Origin of the sequence: Candidimonas nitroreducens (assembly GCF_002209565.1) — a bacterium.
Classification (GTDB): Bacteria; Pseudomonadota; Gammaproteobacteria; order Burkholderiales; family Burkholderiaceae_B; genus Candidimonas; species Candidimonas nitroreducens.
Genome location: NZ_NJIH01000004.1, coordinates 461550 through 481588, shown reverse-complemented (window position 1 = coordinate 481588; position 20039 = coordinate 461550). Strand labels below are relative to the sequence as shown.

Genomic DNA, 20039 nt, shown 5'->3' with positions numbered 1-20039 from the left:
TCAGCTCTTCCCGCCCGCCAGCTCGACGATGCTGGCGCCTGCGGCTATTCGTTCGCTCTTGCGCTGTTCCGCCGCGGTCTTTTTGCGAGCGTATTCCAGAACCTCGGCGGCATGCGCGATGGGCACGAAGCATACGCCGGTGTCGTCGGCTACGACCAGGTCGCCGGGGTTAACCCGGATCCCGCAGATCGTGACCGGGCCGTTGATCTCGACGGCTTCGATGCGCCACTTACCCGTCAGTGGCGTGCGTTCGGTGGACCAGACGGGGTAGCCCAAGCGCCTCATGTCGGCCACGTCGCGAAACCCGCCATCGATGATCGCGCCGACTTCCCCCTGCCGCTTTCCCATCTGGGCGCCTATGCCCCCCATGTTCGAGATGCCCGCCACGCCCTGGATCACCAGTACGTCGTCCTTTCCGGCAAGGTTGTGCGCCTCCACTTCCGCCGTCTGTGAATTGCGCTCGCGGGCTGCGAGGTGGATGTCGCCGTTGCGCTTCATGTTGCGCAGCGTCAGTGCGTGGCCCACCAGTGTGGCCCCGGGTATGACGCTGATCAGCGTGGAGCTTGCCACCGCCCCGGCCACTCCGATGTAGTCCAGGGCATCGGACACAGCGCTGGATGCGTCTCCCAATTCGCGGAAGCCCTCGATGATCTCGCTGGGCAGATGAGGGATCTCGGTCAGCCGGATGCGCGACGGATCGATTTTCCCGGTAAGAACCTTGCCGGCCATGTTTGCCTCCTCCAGGCGCTCCCGCTGGCCGGGGCGCCATTGCCGCGCTGCGGCTATTGGCCAGGATTAGCGCGCTTGCGCGCTCTTGGCCTGGTTGATTTGGCGGGTGCTTTTTCCACCTTCGACGGGGGCAGTACCCTTTCCCCCAGTTTTTGGAGAAACTCGTGCCACTCTTTCTGGAAAGCGGGATCGGACGGCGATTTGCCGGTCACCATGCGGGTTATTTGCCCATAGGCCAGGGGATAGGTCGCCAGCGCAAACACGGCCAACTGCAATAGGCGCGGGTCGAACGCATTGCTGATGCGGCCGTTCTGCTGTGCTTCGCGCAGCCTGTCTATGGTGCGCTGCATTCCTTCGCGGCGGCCTTGCTCGCCAGGCACCTTGTCGTCCTGGCTCTGCGCGGCTTCCCATGTCAGGAACCTGACCCACTCCATGTGTTTGGCGGCGGTGTCGAAACGCCAGGCAAATAGGCCATCTGTGGCGCCCGAAGGATCGGTGGCGGGATCGAGGCGGGCATCGTTGGTGAGCACGTCGGTGCGATGCAGGCCCCGGACTTCCTGAAAGATGTGCTCTTTGCTGCGGAAGTAGTGGTAGATCAGTTCCTTGTTGATGCCGGCTGTCTGGGCGATCGACTCCATGCGAGCGCCGGCATAGCCCTTCAGGGCGAATTCCTTCCGGGCTGCGTCGATGATGGCGGCCAGGGTATGGGCCCGGCCGCGAGTGCGAGACTGGTTCGGCATGTCGGATAAGTTACTTACCAAACAGTAAATTTACCGTATGGTAAACATGGGAATCCTGGCGTGTCAATGGGTTGAATCCCGGCCCGGACGAGGCAGAGGAGATGCGGGCCGGTTATTCAGATGTTTTCTTGTGTAGCGGCGTATGGATCAAGCAGTCTCCGCTACCGGAACGCTGAACCGGATCGCCCTTGTAAGCAGCCCCTGCCGGAAATAAAAGCGCTGGCCCAGCGCGTTGGACAAGGCTGTATCCAGCACCAAGGCATCGCATCCGGCTTTGTGCGCCTGAGCCCGCAGGTATTGCAGCAGCTGCGCGCCCAGGCGCTGGCCGCGGCTGGCCTGCGTCACTATCAGGTCGTCGACGTATAGAAAGCGGCCGTAGATCAGGTTTTCCTGCAGGCGGTAGCCGGCCAGCGCAAGAGGCTTGTGGCCCCGCCAGGCGGCCAGCAACTGGTATCCCTGGCCACGCATGCGCTGTATGCGCTGCAGCAGGTCTTCTTCGTCCGTGAGCTGAGGCCTGAGCTCGTGCATCACGGGAAAACATGCGCGTAGTTCCTGTTCCGTTTCCGCGTGGCGGATGGCGGCGGCTTCGCGCGGGCTGTCGTTGCTGTGGGCTTGGTTCATGGGGTGGAATCGCTCGAATTGGATTTTGACGGCAGGCTTCAGCGCAAGCGTTCTCGCAGCAGCCACGGCCAGTGCGCCTTTTATCTGCCTTGCTGCATCGTGCGCTGCATGGGGGCGCAGAGACTGGTAGTCTTGCGCTGGCTCGTGCGTCTATCCTAGGGCCGTGATGTCATAATCCAAAGATCCAAGAATCGTCATTTCGGCTGGGCCATGAATTCTTCCATCGATGAACTGCTGGCGGTCGACACCGGCGCGGCCGAACCCTTGTACCGGCAGCTGTATGGCCGCTTGCGCGGCGCCATCGCCGACGGCGCGCTCAAGCCGGGCGGCCGCATCCCGTCGACCCGGGCGCTGGCCAAAGAGCTGGGGCTGGCCCGCGGCACGGTCGAAACCGCCTATGCCTTGCTCGAGGCCGAAGGCTATATACAAGGCCGCGGCCAGGCGGGCACCATGGTCAGCCCGGGCTTGCGCCTCGAGTCCGTGCAGGCCGCTGCGCCGCGCCATGCCGCGGCGGGCACGGGCGGCAGTCTTTTCGAGTCTGCGCATATGCGCCCGTTCCAGATGGGGCTGCCGGCGCTCGACGCCTTCCCGCGCAAAATCTGGGCGCGCCTGGGCGCCCGCCAGGCGCGAGCCATGCAGCCGTGCGACATGTCCTTTCCCGATCCGGCCGGCTTGCCGGCCCTGCGTGGCGCCATCGCGGCCTATTTGCGCATGGCGCGCGGCGTCGACTGCGATCCGGCGCAGGTGCTGGTCACGGCGGGCTATCACGACACACTGCAGTGGATCGCGCGTACGCTGTTGCGGCCGCGCGACTCGGTCTGGGTCGAGGATCCCGGCTATCCGCCGACCCGGGCGGTATTGAAAGGCCTGCAGTTGCAGCCAGTGCCCGTACCGGTCGACGCCGAGGGCATGGCGGTGCAGCGAGCCGTGGATATTGCCGCAGGCGCACGGGCCGCGGTGGTCACTCCCGCCCACCAGAGCCCTTTGTGCGTGTCTTTGTCGCTGCCGCGGCGCCTGGCGCTGCTGAACTGGGCGGTGCGGCGCAAGGCCTGGATCGTCGAAGACGACTACGACGGCGAATATCGCTATCTGGGCCGGCCCCTGCCGGCGCTGGCAAGCCTGGATCGCCACGGCTGCGTGCTCTATGCGGGAACCTTCAGCAAGGTGCTGTTCCCGGGCATCCGCCTGGCCTACCTGGTGGTGCCCGAGGCGCAGGTCGACAATTTCCTGCGGGCCCGCCAGGTGCTGTCGATAGGCGTGCCGCACACGACCCAGGCGATCGTCGCCGCGTTCATGGAAGAGGGGCATTTCGTGCGGCACATACAGCGCATGAGAAAACTATACGGCGAGCGCCGCAGCGCGACCGCCGCCGGCCTGGCGCGGGCCCTGGCCGGGCGTGCGCACATCGACGAGCGGCCCGGCGGCATGCACCTGCTGCTGCGCTTGGGCAGCCGCCGCGCGGAACAGCGCCTGGTCGCGCGCATGCTCGAGCACGGCATGTACAGCCATACCGTGGCAAGCTGGGCCACGGCGCCGGCCGGCCACGCCGGCCTGATGCTGGGCTTTACCAATATCGCCTCGCAGGGCCGCGCCGAAGAACTGGGCGCGCGCCTGCTGGAGCTGATGCGCCGTTGAACCGTGCGCCGCGGCGCTGCCTATAGATGGTGAGCCTGGCAGGCTTTTACCGCTTGCGCCGCGCCACCATGAAAATACGCGGGAACTTCAACAGCCGCAGGCCGTCGGCCTGCCGCGGATAGGCCGCGTCGATGCGCCGGCGGTAGGCATCGATGAAAGCTTCCTGCTGGTCGGCCGGCAGGCGTTCTACGAAAGGTTTGAGCCCGGTGGCGCGCACCCATTCGACGATGGCATCGGCCGAGGGCATCTGGTGGTAATAGATGCAGCACCACACATCGATTTCCTCGGACAGCGGAGCGAGCATGTCGTAATAGTCGGCCAGTGGCTGCACCTTGATGCGCACCGCGGCGGCATCGCCTATGGCTGTGGCCCAGGGGCCGCTGGCAGCCACCTCGCGCATCGAGCTGTGGGATGGCTCGTCGCGATTCGACGGCATCTGGACGGCCAGCACACCGCCCGGCGCCACGCTGGACATCAGCTTGGGAAACAGGCTTGCGTGATCGGGAACCCACTGCAGCGATGCATTCGCGTAGATCAGGTCGGGCGGCGTTTCGGGGCGCCATGTGGCGATGTCGCCCAGATCGAACGTGCAGCCCGGCAGACGCTTGCGGGCGCTTTGCAGCATCGCCTCGGACGTATCGATGCCGCTTATGCGCGCGCCGGGAAAACGGTCGGCCAGCAACTCCGTGGAATTGCCCGGACCGCAGCCCAGGTCGACGACGTGCGCCGGGTGCTCGAGGGCCACACGGGCCAGCAGCTCCTGCGCGGGGCGCGTGCGCTGCGCTTCGAAGCGCGTATACAGTTCGGGGTTCCAGTCTTTCATCGGGGCTCCACAATGTGCGAGGTTCAGGAAAGCAGATTCTTGGCGGACAGATAATTGTGCACCCATGCCAGCCGCGCAGCCGGGTCGTCCATGGCCAGCAATAATTGTTTTTCGGCAACCGGCAGCGGCAGCAGCTCGCCCCAGCGGTTGGCCACCCAGCCGCATTCGTCCAGCAGGTACGGGCGCGATATGGGCATTTCCTCGGCCGGCACGCGATTCTTCTGCAGCTCGGTGATCAGGCTGCCGAGCCGATTGGCGGCGGCCTGCAAGGCGGCCGGGATCGGGACGCGCGAATCCTCGGCCAGTTCGGCGGCCTCGCCGTGCCACAGGCCGTATTTTCCCACTGTGCTGCCCGACAGCGCGAAACGCGTCGTGCCCGAGCATTTCACATGCAAAAGGCCCGGCATGGGGGCCTCCCAGGCATCGATGCGGGCCATGGTGCCATGAGCCGCCAGCACTTCGCCGCCTTGCGGCGTGCGCACCTCCCCGCCACTCAGCAGCGCCACCACGCCGAATTGCGTGCCGTCCGCGATGCATTTCTTGATCAGATCCAGGTAGCGCACCTCGAAGATGCGCAAGGGCAGATGGCTCCCGGGAAACAAGGTTGTTTGCAGAGGGAAGAGGGGGATGATGGCCATGGTGTGTGCGGAACTCGGCGGTAGTACGGGCCTGGGCCGATTGTCACCGGATGTCGACATAGGTGTTGCGCTATTTTAATAGGTGGACAGGATTGTCGATCGAGAATGGGCTCTGTCTCAAATGTTGTCGAAAACCCAGGTGCCGTGATCATGTCGAAGAGCCCTTCGGCGGGCGCGGCACCGCGAGGGCCTGCACTGAGCATGGTAGTAACATGAGGGCATGCCGGAATCGCGTCGACAAGCGGCAAACAAGCGGCACGCACGGCCGTTGAGACGCGAGTGCTAGCCGGCCCAGGTCATGATCGCCGCAACAAGCGAGTCGCATGTATGAGTGATACCCCAGACATCGCCCCCGACAGCACTGCCGCCCGGGTCGCGCTGTGGCGCGCCCTGCACGTGCAAATTGACCCGCCTCCGCATGTGCTGGAGGACGAGGTCGGCCTGCAGCTGCTGGCTCCCGAGCCGAACTGGCGCGGCCGCGGCGATATGGATCCGCAATTCACCCGGCCGTTCCGCGCTTCTATCGTGGCTCGCGCCCGCTATATCGAAGACATGGTGGCGGAGCAGGCCGGCCGCGGCTTGAGCCAGTATGTGATTCTTGGCGCCGGCTTGGACAGCTTCGTCCAGCGCCGGCCGGAACTCGCCTCGCGCCTCAAGGTGTTCGAGGTCGACCGGCCGGGGCCGCAGGCCTGGAAGCGCCGGCGCCTGGTCGAGCTGGGCTTCGGCATCCCGGACTGCCTGTGTTTCGTGCCGGTCGATTTCGAAGCGAATGAGTCCTGGCGCGACGGGCTGCTGGCCGCGGGTTTCGACGACGGCAAGCCGGCAGTGGTGGTCTCCACCGGCGTCAGCATGTACCTGAGCAAAGAAGCCAACGCGGCCGCGTTGCGCCAGGTGGCGGCATTCGCCCCAGGCACGACGCTGGCCATGACCTTTCTATTGCCGCTGCAGCTCGCCGACCCCGGAATCCGTCCCGCCCTGGAAATGGCCGAGAAGGGCGCAAGGGCGAGCGGCACACCGTTCGTCAGCTTCTTCAAGCCTGCGGAAATCCTGGAAATGGCCAGGGCCGCGGGCTTCGGCAAGGCCGAGCATGTATCGGCGCAAGCCCTGACGCAACGGTATTTCGCGGCAAGGCCCGACGGCCTCCGGCCGCCCGCCAATGCGGAAGAGTTGTTGATTGCACGCGTTTAGTATTCCGCGCCGCCCCGGGCTGGGATCTTGTCCTTGTACGCAACACCCGTTCGGGGCGCGGCCGTTGCGCGAAACGCGGCGGACGTCGCTGCAGGCCATGGCGCCATGGCCTGCCTGGGGAAGCCGGCTCAGCGGCCTTCCAGCCCCAGTACCGTGATGGCGTGCGCGCGCAGCTTGTTTTTTTGAACCTTCGAGCTTCCCGTCATGCCTATGGCATTGAAGTCGTCGACGATCCGTACGTAGCGCGGAACCTTGAAATTGGCGATTCGCGGCTTGCACCAGGCGATGAGCTCGTCTTCGGTGCAGTGATGGCCGGACTTGAGCACGATGAAGGCCGCGGGCACTTCGCCCAGGCGCGGATCGGGCACGCCTACTATCTGGGCCAGCTCTATGGCATCGTGTGTCAGCAGCAGGCCCTCGACTTCGGAAGGCGCGACGTTCTCGCCGCCGACGCGCAGCATGTCTTTCAGGCGGCCCACGATTCTCAGGCGCCCTTCCTGGTTCAGTACGCCCAGGTCGCCGGTCTTGAGCCAGCCGTCGTCCGTGAAGGTCTTGGCGGTGTTGTCGGGCATGTTGTAGTAGCCGCGCATTACGTTCCAGCCCTTGACCTGGATTTCGCCAGGATTGTCCGGAGGCAGGGCGATGCCGGATTCCGGATCGACCACGCGCACCTGCGTTCCGGCATGCGGCAGGGCCAGGCCCGCGACGCGCAGCGCCAGCGGGTCGTTCCAGGACGAGAACACGACGTTGGGCGACGCTTCGGACAGGCCGTAGGCATTGCACAGGCCGGGAACGCGCATGACGTCATGGATCTTCTGCATGACTTCGGGGCCGGCGGCGGCCCAGCCGCCGCGCAGGTGCAGCCTGGCGGGGTCGAAGGTTTCGTGGGCCATCAGCATCAGGAATATGGTGTCGTTGCCCGAAGTCAGCGTGCATTTTTCCTGATCCAGGATGCGCAGTGTCTCGGCGACGTCGAAGCGCGGCAAGGTCAGCAGGCAGCAGCCGGCGGTCAAGGAAACCAGTACCGACAGGGTCGTCCCGGCCACGTGGAAAAACGGCCGTATGCTGAAATAGCGGTCGTCCGGCCGCACCCCCATGCGTTCGGCCACCGCGGCGGCATTGGACAGCATATTGTCATGGCTCAGCATGACGCCCTTGGGGAAAGAGGTCGTGCCCGAGGTGTATTGAATCAACAGGATGTCGTCGGGGGCCGCAGGCGTATGCCGGGTTCGTACGGCGTCCAGATCCGCCGCCGCGGCCGCCGCCACGAGCGCTGCGAAGTCTTGCGCGCCGGCGGGTATTTCTTTGCTGCTGGAATGTACCACCAGCACGTGCTCGAGCCTGGGCAGGTTTGCGCCCGGCAGGCGCGTCGAAACCGCGGGCTCTACCTCCTGCAGCAAGGCGCTGAAGTCTATGCCCAGGAATTCGTCGGCCATGACCAGTGCCTTGATGTCGGCCTGCGACAGGCAGAAGCGCAGCTCTTCCGTCCGGAAGCGGGTGTTCACCGGCACGGTTACCGCGCCGATGCGCGCGCAGGCGAAGAAGGCCTGCAGCCACTGGATCGAATTACCCAGCATTATCCCGACGTGATCGCCCTTGCGGATGCCGAGCTTCCAGAGGACGGCGGCGGTGCGCCAGACTTTGTCGTCCAGCGTGGCCCAGGTATCGCGGGTGCCATTGCAGACAAAGGCCTCGTTTGTGGGATGGCGCTGTACGGTATCGTCCAGAACCTGGGCGAGGTTCAAGCGGCGTGGCAGCATTTCAGGCCTCCTTGGTGGTGCCGAAGCCGGCAATGGCCGCCTTCCAGTCCATGCCCCGCAGGTTTTTCTCTATGGCCAGCAGTTCTATCGCCATGGCGCCCTCGCGCGTGGTTTCGACGCCGGCGTTCAGCGAATGCTTGGTCAGGCTGACCGTCAGCGGCTGCGCCTGGGCGATGTGGCGGGCCATTTCCAGGGCTTCGGATTCGAACCGGCCCGCCTCCAGGACGCGATTGACCAAGCCGTATTCGAGTGCCTCTGCCGCGGTGAAGATGCGGCCGGTGAACAGCAGCTCTTTGGCCACGCGCAAGCCGGCAATGCGCGGAATGCGCTGCGTGGCGCCTACCGTGCCCCAGCCCACTTCGGGGTAGCGGAAAGTGGCCTGCTCGGTAGCCCAGGCGAAGTCGCACGCGGCGACGATTTCACATCCCGAACCATAGGCCGGGCCGTGCACCAGCGCCACTACGGGCCGGGACACTTTCTCGATGGCGTTGTAGGCGGTGAGCCCCGCCATGCGGCGCGCCATCATTTCCGCGTGACTCATGGTCTTGCGTTCTTTCAGGTCGGCGCCCGCACAAAAAGCGGTTCCCGCCCCGCGCACCAGTACGACCCGCACCTGCGGGTCTTGTTCAACGGCGTCGAGCACTTGCAGGAACTCTGCGCACATCTGTACGTTCAGGGCATTGCGGCTGTCGGGGCGGTTCAGTGTCAGGGTGGCGATGCCCTGGGCATCCACTTCTAGGCTTAGGGTTTGATAACTCATGGACGGACTCGATGATGGGAAGTGAAACAGGGCGATGCGCCACGCTGCATGACTACTTTATGAGATGCGCGGCTTTCAAGAGCCCCTTGATGCGCTGCTGGTCTTTGATGATGAAGGCCTTGGTCTGCGCGGGATCCATCAGGAATGGCTCTATGCCTTGCGCAGCGAGCTGCTTCAGTATCTTGGGGTCGTGCATGGTATTGGCCAATGCGGAGTACAGCGTTTGGACGACGGCATCGGGGGTCTTGGCGGGCACGGCCAGGCTGTACCAGCTGGAGCCTTCGAAGCCGGAGTAGCCCAGCTGTGCGAAGGTCGGCACATCGGGCAGTGTGGGCGAGCGCGAGCTTGCCGCGATGGCCAGGGCGTGCAGCTTGCCCGACTTGACGAAAGGCAGCACCGCGGGCAGATTCATGAAACCGACTTGCACCAGGCCGCTGACCATGTCGGTGGTGGCCGGCGCGGCCCCCTTGTAAGGAACGTGCAGCATTTTCGCGCCGGTCACCAGCTTGAAATTCTCGCCCGTCAGGTGCGGCGAGCTGCCGTTGCCGGCCGAGGCATAGCTGAATTTGTCGGGGTGCGCCTTGCTTTCCTGTATCAATTGCTTGACCGTGGTGATGCCGGTGGCGGGGTATACGGTAAGCACGTTGGGAATGTTGGCGATCATGCCGACGAACTTGAAATCCTTGATGCCGTCATAGGGCGTCTTTTCCAGCAAGGGCGACACGGCATGGGCCGCGGCGGTGCCGATCAGCATTGTGTAGCCATCCGGCGAGGCATGGGCGACGTAGGCGGCGCCGATTGCCGCGCCCGCGCCGGGCTTGTTCTGCACGATGAATTGCTGGCCCAGGATCTTGCTCATGTTCTGGGACACGATGCGGCCGAGTATGTCGCTGGGCCCGCCCGCCGAGTAAGGGTTGACGAAGTTGATGGGCTGCGTCGGGTAGGCCGCCAGCCCGGGGGCGGATGCCAGGGCTCCTGCGGCCAGCAACGTGGCGCCGAACAAGGCCTTGGCCGGGCGTGAAATGCGTATGAACATGTTGGTCTCCTTGTGTGTGTCTGCTCGATAACTGCGTTGTATAAGCCGCGATGTGGCTTTGGGTGATGAAGGTGCGGGTTCGGTGGCTCGGGCGCTCAGATGGCGCCGGCCGCGGCCAGCTCCTGGATCTCTTCGGTGTCGAGGCCGAGTTCCCGAGCCAGCACCTGCGCCGTGTGCTCGCCCAGCAGCGGCGGGCGTTCCATGCGGGGGTTCTGGTAGTTCGTGAACTTGAAAGGCAGGCCCAGCGCCTTGAAGTGCCCCGTCGTGGGGTGGTCGAAGCCCTGAACCATATGCCGATGCCGCACCTGGGCATCGGCGAAAATTTCGTCGATGTCGAGTATGGGGCCCGCCGGCACGCCGGCCGCGTCGCAGCGTTCGCACAGAGTCTTGCGATCGAGGCGCGCCACGGCGGCCGCCAGGCCGGCCATTACCTCTTCGCGCCGCGCCACCCGTGCGGCATTGCGCGCCAGGCTGGCATCGTCGGCCCAGTCTTGCAGGCCCAGCAGTTCGCACAGCGGCTTCCAGTGCTGGTCGCTGCCGGTAATCTGCAGCCATTTCCCGTCGGCGCACTCGAAGGCGGCGGAAGGAACCCGGCCCGGATGTTCGGTACCCATGCGCGCGGGCACCTCGCCCAGCGTGAAAAAGCGTGCCGCGGCCAGAGACAGCAGGCCCACCTGGCCGTCGAACATGGAGAAGTCCACGTGGCAGCCGCCGCGGCCGGCCTGCTTGCCGATCACGGCGGACAAGACTGCGATGGCGATCCATAGCCCCGAGGTCAGATCCGCCATGGGCAGCCCGGGCTTGACCGGGCCGCCGCCTTTTTCCCCGGTCAGGCTCATCAGCCCGCCCATGGCCATGAAGATGGTGTCGTATCCCTTGCGGGGCGCGTATGGGCCGGTCTGGCCAAAGCCCGTGCACGACAAATAGATGATGTCGGGGTTGGCCGCCCGTATCGACTCGTAGTCCAGGTTGTATTTCTTCAGGCTGCCGGTGGGGAAGTTTTCCAGCACCACATCGGCGCCCGCCGCCAGCTCACGTATGATTTCGCCGCCCCGCGGGTGCCGCAGATTGACGGTGACCGACTCCTTGCTGCGGTTGAAGGCGAAGTAGTAGGCCGATTCTTCCCGCCCGCTGCCGTCGGCGGCCGGAATCTTGGGTTCGAAGTGGCGCGTTTCGTCGCCGCTGCCGGGTTGTTCCACCTTGATGACGCGGGCGCCCAGTTCGGCCAGTATCATGGTGGCGAAAGGGCAGGCCAGCACGCGCGACAAGTCGAGTATCTTGATACCATCCAGAGGTCTCATCGCCGCATCCTATTTCTTGTCGAAGCCGCGCATCATGACGTTGGCATCGCGGCCTACGGCCAGTGCGGCTTCCAGCGACAGATCCGCAGCGCGATAGAACGTGCGCTTGGTCGTGGCCATGGCGGCCGGACTCCAGGCCGCGAGCTTGCCGGCCAGCGCCAGGGCCTGATCCAGCACCTCGCCGGCGGGGCATACCCGGTTGGCCAGGCCCAGCGCGAGCGCACGGTGGCCGTCTATGGGCTCGGCCATCGATACCAGCTCGAATGCATGTTTCAGTCCGGCCTGGCGCACCAGGTTCGCCAGCACCACGGCGGCGACGATGCCGTGCTTCAGTTCGGGGTAGCCGAAGCGGACGTCTTCGGCCATGACGACCATGTCGCAGGCCAGCGCCAGGCCGGCGCCTCCGCCCAGCGCGTTGCCGTGCACGGCGGCGATGACGGGCTTGGCCGTCCGCGAAAATGCCAGGTGCAGGGCGGTGGTGAGGTCGGCGCGGTCTACCGCGGCATTGCCCGTGTCGGGGGCGAAGGACTTGAATTCCCCGGTGTCGGCGCCAGCGCAGAAAGACTTGCCCTTGCCGTGCAGGACGATGGCCCGCACTTCCGGGTCGTGTTTGGCGACCTCGAGGCTGTCCAGCAGCCGCTGGGTCAGATCCGTGTTCAAGGCGTTGTGCTTTTCGGGGCGGTTCAGGCTGATTTGCAGCACGGCCCCATGTATTTGCGTAAGTAGTGTGGACACGTTTACGTTTACCTCTCTGAGTGTTGATCGGGCCGCGGCGGGCGCGGGGTGCCCGCTTGGGATGAACGGGCTCTAACTGACGATGTCGGCGGCCTGCCTGTGTTCGGCGCCGCCATGCATGGCATACAGGCGCGCCCAGGCATGTTCGAGTTCGGCCACCAAAGTGCGCATGACCTCGGCCGCCGGAAGTATGGTGTCGACCAGGCCGGCGGACTGGCCCACTTCGACCTTGCCCCAGTCGACATTGCCTTCCAACGCGGCCTGTTTCAGCGTGCTTTTGCTGAATTCCGCCGCATAGGCTTGCTGGTCGAACGGGCCGGCGTCCACGGTTTCCATGTGGCGTGCGAAATCGTTGTGGATCATGCGCACCGGCAAGCCCTTGCGCCCGACCAGCGTGGTGCCGTCGATTTCGGCCCGCAGGGCGGCATGCTTGTAGTTGGGATGCACCGCGGCCTCTTCCGTCATCAGGAAGCGGGTTCCCAGTTGCACGGCATCGGCGCCGAGCGCAAGCAGGGCGGCAATGCCGTAGCCGTCCGCGGCGCCGCCGCCGGCAATGATGGGGATGTCGAATTCACGGGCGATCTTGCGCACGATGACCAGCGTGCCGACCTGATTGGCCGGAGGGTGGCCGCCGGCTTCGGCGCCGACGATGACCAGGCCGTCCACGCCCGCGGCAACGGCCTTGCGGGCATGCTCGACGGTACTGACGACGTGGATCCACTTGGTGCCGATCGCATGGAAGCGATCCAGGTGCTTGGCGGGGCCGCCCTGGGAGGCGAAGATCACGGGCACGCGTTCCGCGTACAGGATATCCAGCATGGCCGCGGCTTCCGGGCGATACAGCGGCAGGTTCACGGCATACGGCATCGTGGTCATCCGGCGCAGTTGATCCAGGGCCTGGCTGAAGTCGGCCACACGCATGGGGCCCGCGGCCAGCATGCCCAGCCCGCCGGCATTGGATACGGCGGCGGGCAGCGCCGCGCACGATGACGCCCAGCTCATGCCGGCCTGGATGATCGGGTGTTCTATGCCTAGCAGGCTCGTCGCGCGTGTTTTCATGGCGTGATGCGTTGATGACGTGGAGGGCAGGGTCTGGAGCCAGGCCGGCGCGGGATTCGAGCCCGGAGGCCGGCTGGAGACCGGTTGTCAAAAAATATAGTTGTATTTAGCAACCATATTGGTATGCTATCTTATCCCGTTGACAAATTCAACCAATTTTGTTGACGACGGGCAATCGTCGGGGAAAGTTTTCGATTGCTTGGCGCCGTCCCGGCGCGGGCGGCATTGCCGTCCACCGGGCGCCGGCCGTCCGCCACTTTTTTACATATTCATTTATGAAGCAGCCCGCCCATATCAAAGAGCTTTTCTCATATCGCCTGAATCATCTTGCGTTTCTTTCCAGCGCTATTGCCGAAAGCCTCAATAAAGAGCGCTATGGGCTGGACAAGCAGGATTGGCGGTTTCTCGCATTGCTGGCGGCCTTTCAGCCCATGTCGCTCAAGGCCCTGGCCAAAGAGGCCAACATCGACAAAAGCCGCGCCAGCAGGTCGATTGCCTCGCTGGAGCGCAGGGGCCTGATCGCGCGGCGCGCCGATGATCGCGACGGGCGCGGCATCCAGCTGTCGTTGTCGCCCGAGGGCGAGGCGCTGTACGCCCAAGTGTTCCCGCTGGCGCTGAGCCGCAACGAGGATCTGCTCGATGCCCTGAGCCCCGCCGAGAAAGAACAGCTCGACTTCATGCTCGACAAGCTTTTATATCGGGCCAGGGTCATGTTCGGCAGCCTGCATGGCGGCAGAAAACGCTAGGGGTTCCCTGGCCCGGGGCCGCGCGGGCAGTGGCGCCTGCAAGGCCTAAAAACTTCCTCCTTCAAATCGGCTTCTGCCCGCCTCTCTTCCTGTCTATTAGTTGACAAAAACAACTTTATAGTTGATTATTGAAACTTGTTTGGCTGGCTTGATGGGCTCGGCAGCGCCGTATTGCCGCGCTCGGGCCGACGCATGCACGCAAGGGAGGAGCCTCATGAAGCGATACATCAGGATGCTGGGCGTATGCCTGGCTTTTGGCGCCATGTCCATGGCCCATGCCGAATATCCCGACCATCCGGTTACCTTGGTGGTCGGCTTCTCTGCCGGGGGCGGCAGCGACCTGGTCGCCAGGATCCTGGCCCAGACCCTGAGCCAGAAGCTGCATCAGTCCGTAATCGTGGAAAACAAGCCCGGTGCCGGCGGAGTGCTGGCAACACGCAAGCTTGCCCGGGAAAAGCCGGACGGCTACACCTTGCTGCTGGGCAGCGCGGCCGCCTTCGTCATCAACCCCTATATACAGAAAGATATAGGCTACGACCCGCAGCATGATTTCGCGCCTGTTTCTCCGGTTGCGCGCTTCAGCTATGTGTTGCTGGGAAGCAAGAAGCTGCCGATGTCCACCCTGGCGCAGGTGATTGCCTATGCCAAGGCGCATCCGTCCAAGCTGAATATCGGTTCGGCAGGTGTCGGCTCGAACACCCATCTGGTCGCGGCCGATTTCATGGCGCGGGCCGGCATAAGGCTGACCCACGTTCCCTACAAAGGAACCGCCGGCGCACTCAGCGACCTGATCGCCGGCAATATCCAATTGCTGTTCGACTCGGTGCCGACCATCCTGCCGCAGATCAAGGCCGGCAAGGTCAAGGCTTACGGCAGCACCGGAGAAACGCGCGAAGCCGAACTGCCCGAGCTGCCGACGATCGCGCAGAGCGGGCTGCAGGGGTTCCACGCCAGCAATTGGTTCGCCGTGTTCGCCCCGGCCGGCACCAGCCCGGCGGTGGTCAAACGCCTGAACGACGCCATCAACGCCTCGCTCTCGGATCCGGTTTTGCTCCAGCGCTTCAAGGCCAGCGGCAATGTGGCGCTCGAGGGCAGCCCCCAGGATCTGGCGCGGCTGGTACAGACGGAAACGGCCAGCTACCGCAAGCTGATCGAGAGCGCGGGCATACATATAGACTGACACGGGAAGCAGCCTGGTGGACGAAGCAAGCAAGAGAGCCCGCCGGGCCGCGGGCGCGGCGGCGTCGGAGGGTCGGGATGCAAATCTCGACCGGGACGGCCACCTGCCCCTGGCCGGCCTGCGCATCCTCGATCTGACCTCCGCGGTGGTCGGGCCCTACGCCACGCAAATCCTGGCGGACTACGGGGCCGAAGTCATAAAGCTGGAACAGGCCTCGGGCGATATCATCCGCTGGATATCCGGGCGTTCGCCCACCCCCGGCATGTCGGGCAAGTTCATGCACATGAACCGCAACAAGCGCAGCATTTCGCTCGACCTGAAAACCGCCCATGGGCGCGAAGCCTTGTTGCGCCTGGCCGCGCAAGCCGATGTGTTCGTACACAATATGCGTGCACCAGCCGTAAGAAAACTGGGGCTGGCGTTCGAGCAGCTGCGCGGGCAGAACGACAAGCTTATTTATTGCAATGTCGTGGGCTTCGGCAGCAAAGGCCGCTATGCGGACAGGCCTGCCTACGATTCCATCCTGCAAGGGGGCACCGGCCTGGCGAGCCTGTTTGCCGTGCATGGCGGCGAGCCTCGCTATGTACCTTATGTGGTTGTGGATCGTACCGCGGCGCTGATGGTGGCCAATGCCATTCTGGTGGCCATTATTGCGCGCGCCCAAAGCAAGCAGGCCGTCGAGCTGGAGATTCCCATGTTCGAAAGCTTCGCCTCGCTGGTCATGAGCGAGCACCTGTATGGTGAAACCTTCGAGCCTCCCATCGCCGGCAGCGGCGATGCGCGCCTGCTCGACCCCAATGCCCGGCCCGTCAAAACGCAGGACGGCTACATCTGCATTACCACCAATACCGATGCGCAAGTCCTGGCCTTGTTCGACGCTTTCGAGCGGCCCGACCTGAAGCGGGACAGCCGTTTCAATTCAGCGCGCAACCGTATCGACAATATTGCCGAATTCTTCAAAATACGCGCCGAAGAAATCTCGCGCCGCGACACCGCCCATTGGCTGCGCACCCTGGGGGAACATGACATACCGGTCATGCCTTGCCACACCATGGACACGCTGCTGAACGATCCGCATATTCTGGATGTCGGGCTGGTAGAAACCGCCTTGCATCCCACCGAAGGGCGCATCAAGCAGATCAATGTACCGGTTTCCATGACGGGCTACACGCCGGGGCTCAGGCACCATGCCCCGCACATCGGCGAGCAGACCTCCGAGATTCTGGCGGAGCTGGGGTATTCCGCGCAGCAGATCCAGAGTCTGCTGCGGGAAGGGGCGGCCTACCAATATCGGTTCGAGCCGAGCCAGGGGCGGGCCCGTCCGGCGTAGTGCGCGGCGGCGGCCTTGCTAGGCCGAGCCGCGGCGTATCAATTGGAAGCCGATGTCCACGCGCGAGTGTTCGGGGTTGCTGCCGTGCAGGCGCTTGAGCACCGCCTGGGCGGCGGTGGTGCCGAGAGCGGGGCGGTCGACCCGCACCGTGCTTAAGGCGGGTTCCAGATGGGCGGCGAAATCCTGGTCGCCAAAACCCAAGACCCCGATCTGGTCGGGCACGCTGAGCCTGCGCTTTTGCGCCTCGATCAGGATGCCTTCCGCCATGAGATCCGAGCTGCAGGCGATCACGCCGGACGAGAAGCCGTGTTCGTCGATGAGGCGGGACAGGCCTTCGCGGCCGTGGGCGACGCTGGCCGAATCCTGGAAGGTGACATCGCCCGCGCAGGTGCCGCCTCTTGCGGCAAACCTGTCGGCAAAAGCATCGCGACGCCGCAGGGCGCGCGCGTCGCCGGCGCCGACCGTGGCGGCATGCCTGTAGCCGGCGTCCGCGGCGAAGTCTGCCATGGCCCGGCCGACTTCGCGGTGATCGAAGCCGACGCAGATATCTATGGGCGTATCGGTCAGATCCCACACTTCCACGACCGGGATGTCGGCGCCGATCAGCATTTGCCGGGCGCGAGTGGTGTGATGGATGCCGGTCAGATAGAAGGCGTCGGGCCGGCGCGACAAATGGGCGGCGATGAGCTTTTCTTCGGTTTCGGCCTGGAAGCCGCATTCGGACAGCAGCAGCTCGTAGCCGTTGTCGCGCATCAGGTCGCTGAAGGACTGCATCATCGATGCGTAGACGGTGTTCGTCAGCGACGGCACCAGCGCCGAAATGAGCTTCGAGCGGCGCGAGGCCAGGGCGCCGGCCACGGCGTTCGGAACGAAACCGGTGATATCGATGGCGTCCCGGATTCTGCGCATAGTCGCCGGCGATACCTTCGAAGGGTCGGACAGCGCGCGCGACACGGTCACCTGGCTGACGCCCGCCAATCTGCCGACCGTTGCCATGGTGACCCGCCCGCTGGGACGGCCGCCCGATGCTCTCTCGCGCAGATTAGAAGTCTTGTTCATCGCCATTCATTTTGTTGGTGGAGGCATGGCAACTGGCGGCGACAGGCTCTTGCCGCTTGCAAGCCCATGCCCCGCCTGCCGCACAGGCGCCGGACGATGCTAAGTCCGAATATCCAAAGGCGCCTTTATACGGCGTCGTATTGCATCGTACACGAATTGGCGCTCTTTTGGCATAAAATTGATTGCGTATGCATATTCAAAATTATGTAAAAACATAAATAATTCTATTTATTATCAATTAGTTGTTTTTATTCTTGATAGAAGCGACGGTTTTTGTGTATTCTAATGAATGCGCATACTAATTAACAATCCAAGGAGAACGCCCGTGGCGGGACAAACCATTATCGTGACAGGCGCATCGGCCGGAATCGGGCGCGCCACGGCACGCAAATTCTTGCAAGAAGGGTGGCGCGTCGGCCTGATCGGCCGCCGCACGGAAGCGCTGGTCGAGACTGCGGCCGGCAATGAAAACGCGCTGGTTCTTACTTGCGACGTAACCGATCCGCAGCAGGTCGAGGCGGCGTTCGACCAGGCAATGGCGCAATGGGGCCGCCTGGATGCGCTGTTCAACAATGCCGGCAGGGGCCTGAAGTCGGTGCTGCCGGACGACGTCAGTATAGAGCAATGGCAGGCCGTCATAGACGTCAACATCAATGCGGTCTTTTATTGCGCCCGCGCGGCTTTCGCACGCATGCGGCGCCAAGATCCGCAGGGCGGCCGCATCATCAACAACGGTTCGATCTCGGCCCACGTGCCGCGGCCCGGCTCGATCGCCTACACGGCGTCCAAGCACGCGGTCACGGGCATGACCCGCACGCTGGGGCTCGATGGCCGTCCCTTCGGGATCGCCTGCGGCCAGATCGACATCGGCAATGCCCGCACCGACCTGGCCTCCAAGCAGGAAAAGGGCGTACCGCAGGCAGACGGCTCGATCCGGGCGGAAGCCATGATGGACGTCGACCATGTCGCCTCGTCCGTCTATCACATGGCGAATCTGCCGCTCGATGTGAACATCCCATTTTTGACGGTCATGGCAACGACCATGCCGTTTATTGGTCGCGGCTGACAGCCGCAAACAGGAATCTCAAATGCTCGACAAATCTTTCCAGCCTCACGGCAAGCATCTCATCGCCGGCGAATGGGTCGCGACGGACGCCACATTCCGCTCGGCGCCCGCCTCCGGCGAGCCGCATGATTTTTCCGTCGGCACGGTGGCCCTAGTGGATCAGGCCTGCAAGGCGGCCGAAGAGGCGTTCTTGTCTTATGGCTATTCCAGCCGCGCAGAGCGCGCCGCCTTCCTGGACGCCATTGCCGACGAGATCGAGGCCCGCGCCGAGGCCATCACCCAGGTCGGCAGCAGCGAAACCGGCCTGCCTCCCGGCCGGCTCGAAGGCGAGCGCGGCCGTACCATCGGCCAGCTGCGCTTGTTCGCCCAGCATATACGCAATGGCGAGTATCTCGATCGCCGCCACGACGTGGCGCTGCCCGATCGCAAGCCCGCGCCGCGGCCCGACATCCGCATGATGCAGCGGCCCATCGGCCCGGTCGCGGTGTTCGGCGCGTCGAACTTCCCGCTGGCCTTCTCGACCGCGGGCGGCGATACCGCGGCCGCGCTGGCGGCGGGCTGCCCCGTGGTGGTCAAGGGCCATTCCGCCCACCCCTGGACGGGCGAGATCGTCGCCGAGGCCATCAGCGCCGCGGTCGCCCGTTGCGGCATGCACAAGGGTGTCTTCAGCCTGGTGCAGGGCGGCCGCCGCGATGTCGGCCACGCACTGGTGCAGCATCCCTTGATCAAGGCGGTCGGCTTCACCGGCTCGCTGGCCGGCGGCCGCGCGCTCTTCGACTTGTGCGCCGCGCGCCCCGACCCGATTCCCTTCTTCGGCGAGCTGGGCTCGGTCAACCCGATGTTCCTGCTACCCTCGGCCATTGCGGCCCGCGGCGCCGAAATCGCCAAGGGCTGGGCCGCTTCGCTGACCATGGGGGCGGGGCAGTTCTGCACCAATCCCGGCATCGCCGTAATCATGCAAGACCAGGCCGGCGCCTTCGCCGAGGCCGTGCAGCAGGCGCTTGTGCCGGTCGGCGCGCAGGTCATGCTTACCGACGGCATTGCCGAAGCCTATAAAAAAGGCTGCGCCCGTATTGCCGGCGGCCCTGGCGTTGGCAAGGTGCTGGTCTCGGAAAGCGGCCAGCGCAGCGCCTCGCCCAATTTGTTCACTGTGTCGGGAACAGACTGGCTGGCCGATGCCGAGCTGGCCGAAGAGGTGTTCGGCCCGCTGGGCCTGATCGTCACGGCGCAAGACGCCGAGCAGATGCTGGCGATTGCGCGCAACATCGAAGGGCAATTGACCTGCACGCTGCATCTGGATGCGGGCGACGCCGATCTCGGCCGCCGGCTGCTGCCCGTGCTCGAGCGCAAGGCGGGCCGCCTGCTGGCCAACGGCTACCCCACGGGCGTCGAGGTCTGCGATGCCATGGTGCACGGCGGCCCGTATCCGGCTTCGACCAATTTCGGAGCCACGTCCGTGGGCACCCTGTCGATCCGCCGCTTCCTGCGGCCGGTCTGCTACCAGAACATTCCCGAAGCCTTGCTGCCCGTGGATCTCGCCTGATGGACGGCACCAGGCACATGCCTGCTCGCGGCGCGGCAAGGCCGCGCCGCGCAGCGATGCAAATGCAGCCGTGCGGCGGCCTTGCCGGCC

Annotated in this window: 19 protein-coding genes; 7 read left to right on the top strand and 12 right to left on the bottom strand. The window is 64.6% G+C overall.

From position 1 onward, the window contains the following. The 3 genes from CEY11_RS09730 to CEY11_RS09720 form a co-directional block, all read right to left on the bottom strand. Entirely contained in the window at positions 1–729 is a 729-nt protein-coding gene (locus tag CEY11_RS09730; RefSeq protein WP_088603160.1) for an RraA family protein, read from the bottom strand. 53 nt (positions 730–782) lie between these two features. Next, positions 783–1469: a TetR/AcrR family transcriptional regulator gene (locus CEY11_RS09725; protein WP_088603159.1), complete on the bottom strand. Its 687-nt coding sequence runs from the start codon at positions 1467–1469 to the stop codon at positions 783–785. Positions 1470–1616: 147 nt separating this feature from the next. After that, on the bottom strand, positions 1617–2090 hold the full coding sequence (locus CEY11_RS09720) for a GNAT family N-acetyltransferase (RefSeq protein WP_088603158.1): 474 nt from the start codon (positions 2088–2090) through the stop codon (positions 1617–1619). Between the two features lie 210 nt (positions 2091–2300). On the opposite strand from CEY11_RS09720, the gene pdxR reads away from it, so the two are divergent. After that, positions 2301–3725, top strand: a complete 1425-nt coding sequence (gene pdxR, locus CEY11_RS09715) for a MocR-like pyridoxine biosynthesis transcription factor PdxR (protein WP_088603157.1) — start codon at positions 2301–2303, stop codon at positions 3723–3725. A gap of 46 nt (positions 3726–3771) precedes the next feature. Here pdxR and tam read toward each other — a convergent pair whose 3' ends face one another. Both tam and CEY11_RS09705 read right to left on the bottom strand, forming a co-directional pair. Further along, positions 3772–4548, bottom strand: a complete 777-nt coding sequence (tam, locus tag CEY11_RS09710) for a trans-aconitate 2-methyltransferase (RefSeq protein WP_088603156.1) — start codon at positions 4546–4548, stop codon at positions 3772–3774. 23 nt (positions 4549–4571) lie between these two features. Next, positions 4572–5186 carry an LON peptidase substrate-binding domain-containing protein gene (locus CEY11_RS09705; protein ID WP_088603155.1) on the bottom strand — a complete coding sequence of 205 codons (615 nt, stop codon included), beginning with the start codon at positions 5184–5186 and terminating at the stop codon, positions 4572–4574. Between the two features lie 327 nt (positions 5187–5513). Between CEY11_RS09705 and CEY11_RS09700 the strand changes: the two genes are divergently transcribed. Further along, complete coding sequence (locus CEY11_RS09700) at positions 5514–6374, top strand: class I SAM-dependent methyltransferase (RefSeq protein ID WP_088603154.1); 861 nt, start codon at positions 5514–5516, stop codon at positions 6372–6374. Positions 6375–6502: 128 nt separating this feature from the next. Here CEY11_RS09700 and CEY11_RS09695 read toward each other — a convergent pair whose 3' ends face one another. The 6 genes from CEY11_RS09695 to CEY11_RS09670 all read right to left on the bottom strand — a co-directional run bounded on the left by CEY11_RS09695 (position 6503) and on the right by CEY11_RS09670 (position 13055). Continuing rightward, positions 6503–8134: an AMP-binding protein gene (locus CEY11_RS09695; protein ID WP_088603153.1), complete on the bottom strand. Its 1632-nt coding sequence runs from the start codon at positions 8132–8134 to the stop codon at positions 6503–6505. A 1-nt stretch (position 8135) separates the two neighbouring features. Next, positions 8136–8894, bottom strand: a complete 759-nt coding sequence (locus CEY11_RS09690; RefSeq protein ID WP_088603152.1) for an enoyl-CoA hydratase/isomerase family protein — start codon at positions 8892–8894, stop codon at positions 8136–8138. A gap of 52 nt (positions 8895–8946) precedes the next feature. After that, on the bottom strand, positions 8947–9930 hold the full coding sequence (locus CEY11_RS09685; protein WP_088603151.1) for a Bug family tripartite tricarboxylate transporter substrate binding protein: 984 nt from the start codon (positions 9928–9930) through the stop codon (positions 8947–8949). A 95-nt stretch (positions 9931–10025) separates the two neighbouring features. After that, positions 10026–11231, bottom strand: a complete 1206-nt coding sequence (locus CEY11_RS09680) for a CaiB/BaiF CoA transferase family protein (RefSeq protein WP_088603150.1) — start codon at positions 11229–11231, stop codon at positions 10026–10028. 9 nt (positions 11232–11240) lie between these two features. Then, positions 11241–11966: an enoyl-CoA hydratase/isomerase family protein gene (locus tag CEY11_RS09675; protein WP_088603149.1), complete on the bottom strand. Its 726-nt coding sequence runs from the start codon at positions 11964–11966 to the stop codon at positions 11241–11243. A gap of 72 nt (positions 11967–12038) precedes the next feature. Further along, positions 12039–13055, bottom strand: a complete 1017-nt coding sequence (locus CEY11_RS09670; RefSeq protein WP_269845277.1) for an NAD(P)H-dependent flavin oxidoreductase — start codon at positions 13053–13055, stop codon at positions 12039–12041. 245 nt (positions 13056–13300) lie between these two features. Here CEY11_RS09670 and CEY11_RS09665 point away from each other — a divergent pair, with 245 nt between their 5' ends. From CEY11_RS09665 to CEY11_RS09655, 3 genes are all read left to right on the top strand, one after another. Then, positions 13301–13771 carry a MarR family winged helix-turn-helix transcriptional regulator gene (locus CEY11_RS09665; RefSeq protein WP_088603147.1) on the top strand — a complete coding sequence of 157 codons (471 nt, stop codon included), beginning with the start codon at positions 13301–13303 and terminating at the stop codon, positions 13769–13771. Between the two features lie 214 nt (positions 13772–13985). Next, positions 13986–14951 (top strand): Bug family tripartite tricarboxylate transporter substrate binding protein, encoded by a 966-nt coding sequence (locus CEY11_RS09660; RefSeq protein WP_158215257.1) that lies wholly within the window; start codon positions 13986–13988, stop codon positions 14949–14951. Between the two features lie 16 nt (positions 14952–14967). Further along, positions 14968–16281, top strand: a complete 1314-nt coding sequence (locus CEY11_RS09655; protein WP_233154814.1) for a CaiB/BaiF CoA transferase family protein — start codon at positions 14968–14970, stop codon at positions 16279–16281. 18 nt (positions 16282–16299) lie between these two features. Here the strand turns inward: CEY11_RS09655 and CEY11_RS09650 are convergent, their stop codons facing one another. Continuing rightward, entirely contained in the window at positions 16300–17340 is a 1041-nt protein-coding gene (locus tag CEY11_RS09650; RefSeq protein WP_198958871.1) for a LacI family DNA-binding transcriptional regulator, read from the bottom strand. Between the two features lie 289 nt (positions 17341–17629). Here CEY11_RS09650 and CEY11_RS09645 point away from each other — a divergent pair, with 289 nt between their 5' ends. Together CEY11_RS09645 and CEY11_RS09640 are read left to right on the top strand one after the other, a co-directional pair. Then, positions 17630–18406: an SDR family oxidoreductase gene (locus CEY11_RS09645; RefSeq protein ID WP_088603145.1), complete on the top strand. Its 777-nt coding sequence runs from the start codon at positions 17630–17632 to the stop codon at positions 18404–18406. A gap of 22 nt (positions 18407–18428) precedes the next feature. Then, positions 18429–19949, top strand: a complete 1521-nt coding sequence (locus CEY11_RS09640) for an aldehyde dehydrogenase (NADP(+)) (protein ID WP_088603144.1) — start codon at positions 18429–18431, stop codon at positions 19947–19949. Positions 19950–20039: the final 90 nt, after the last annotated feature.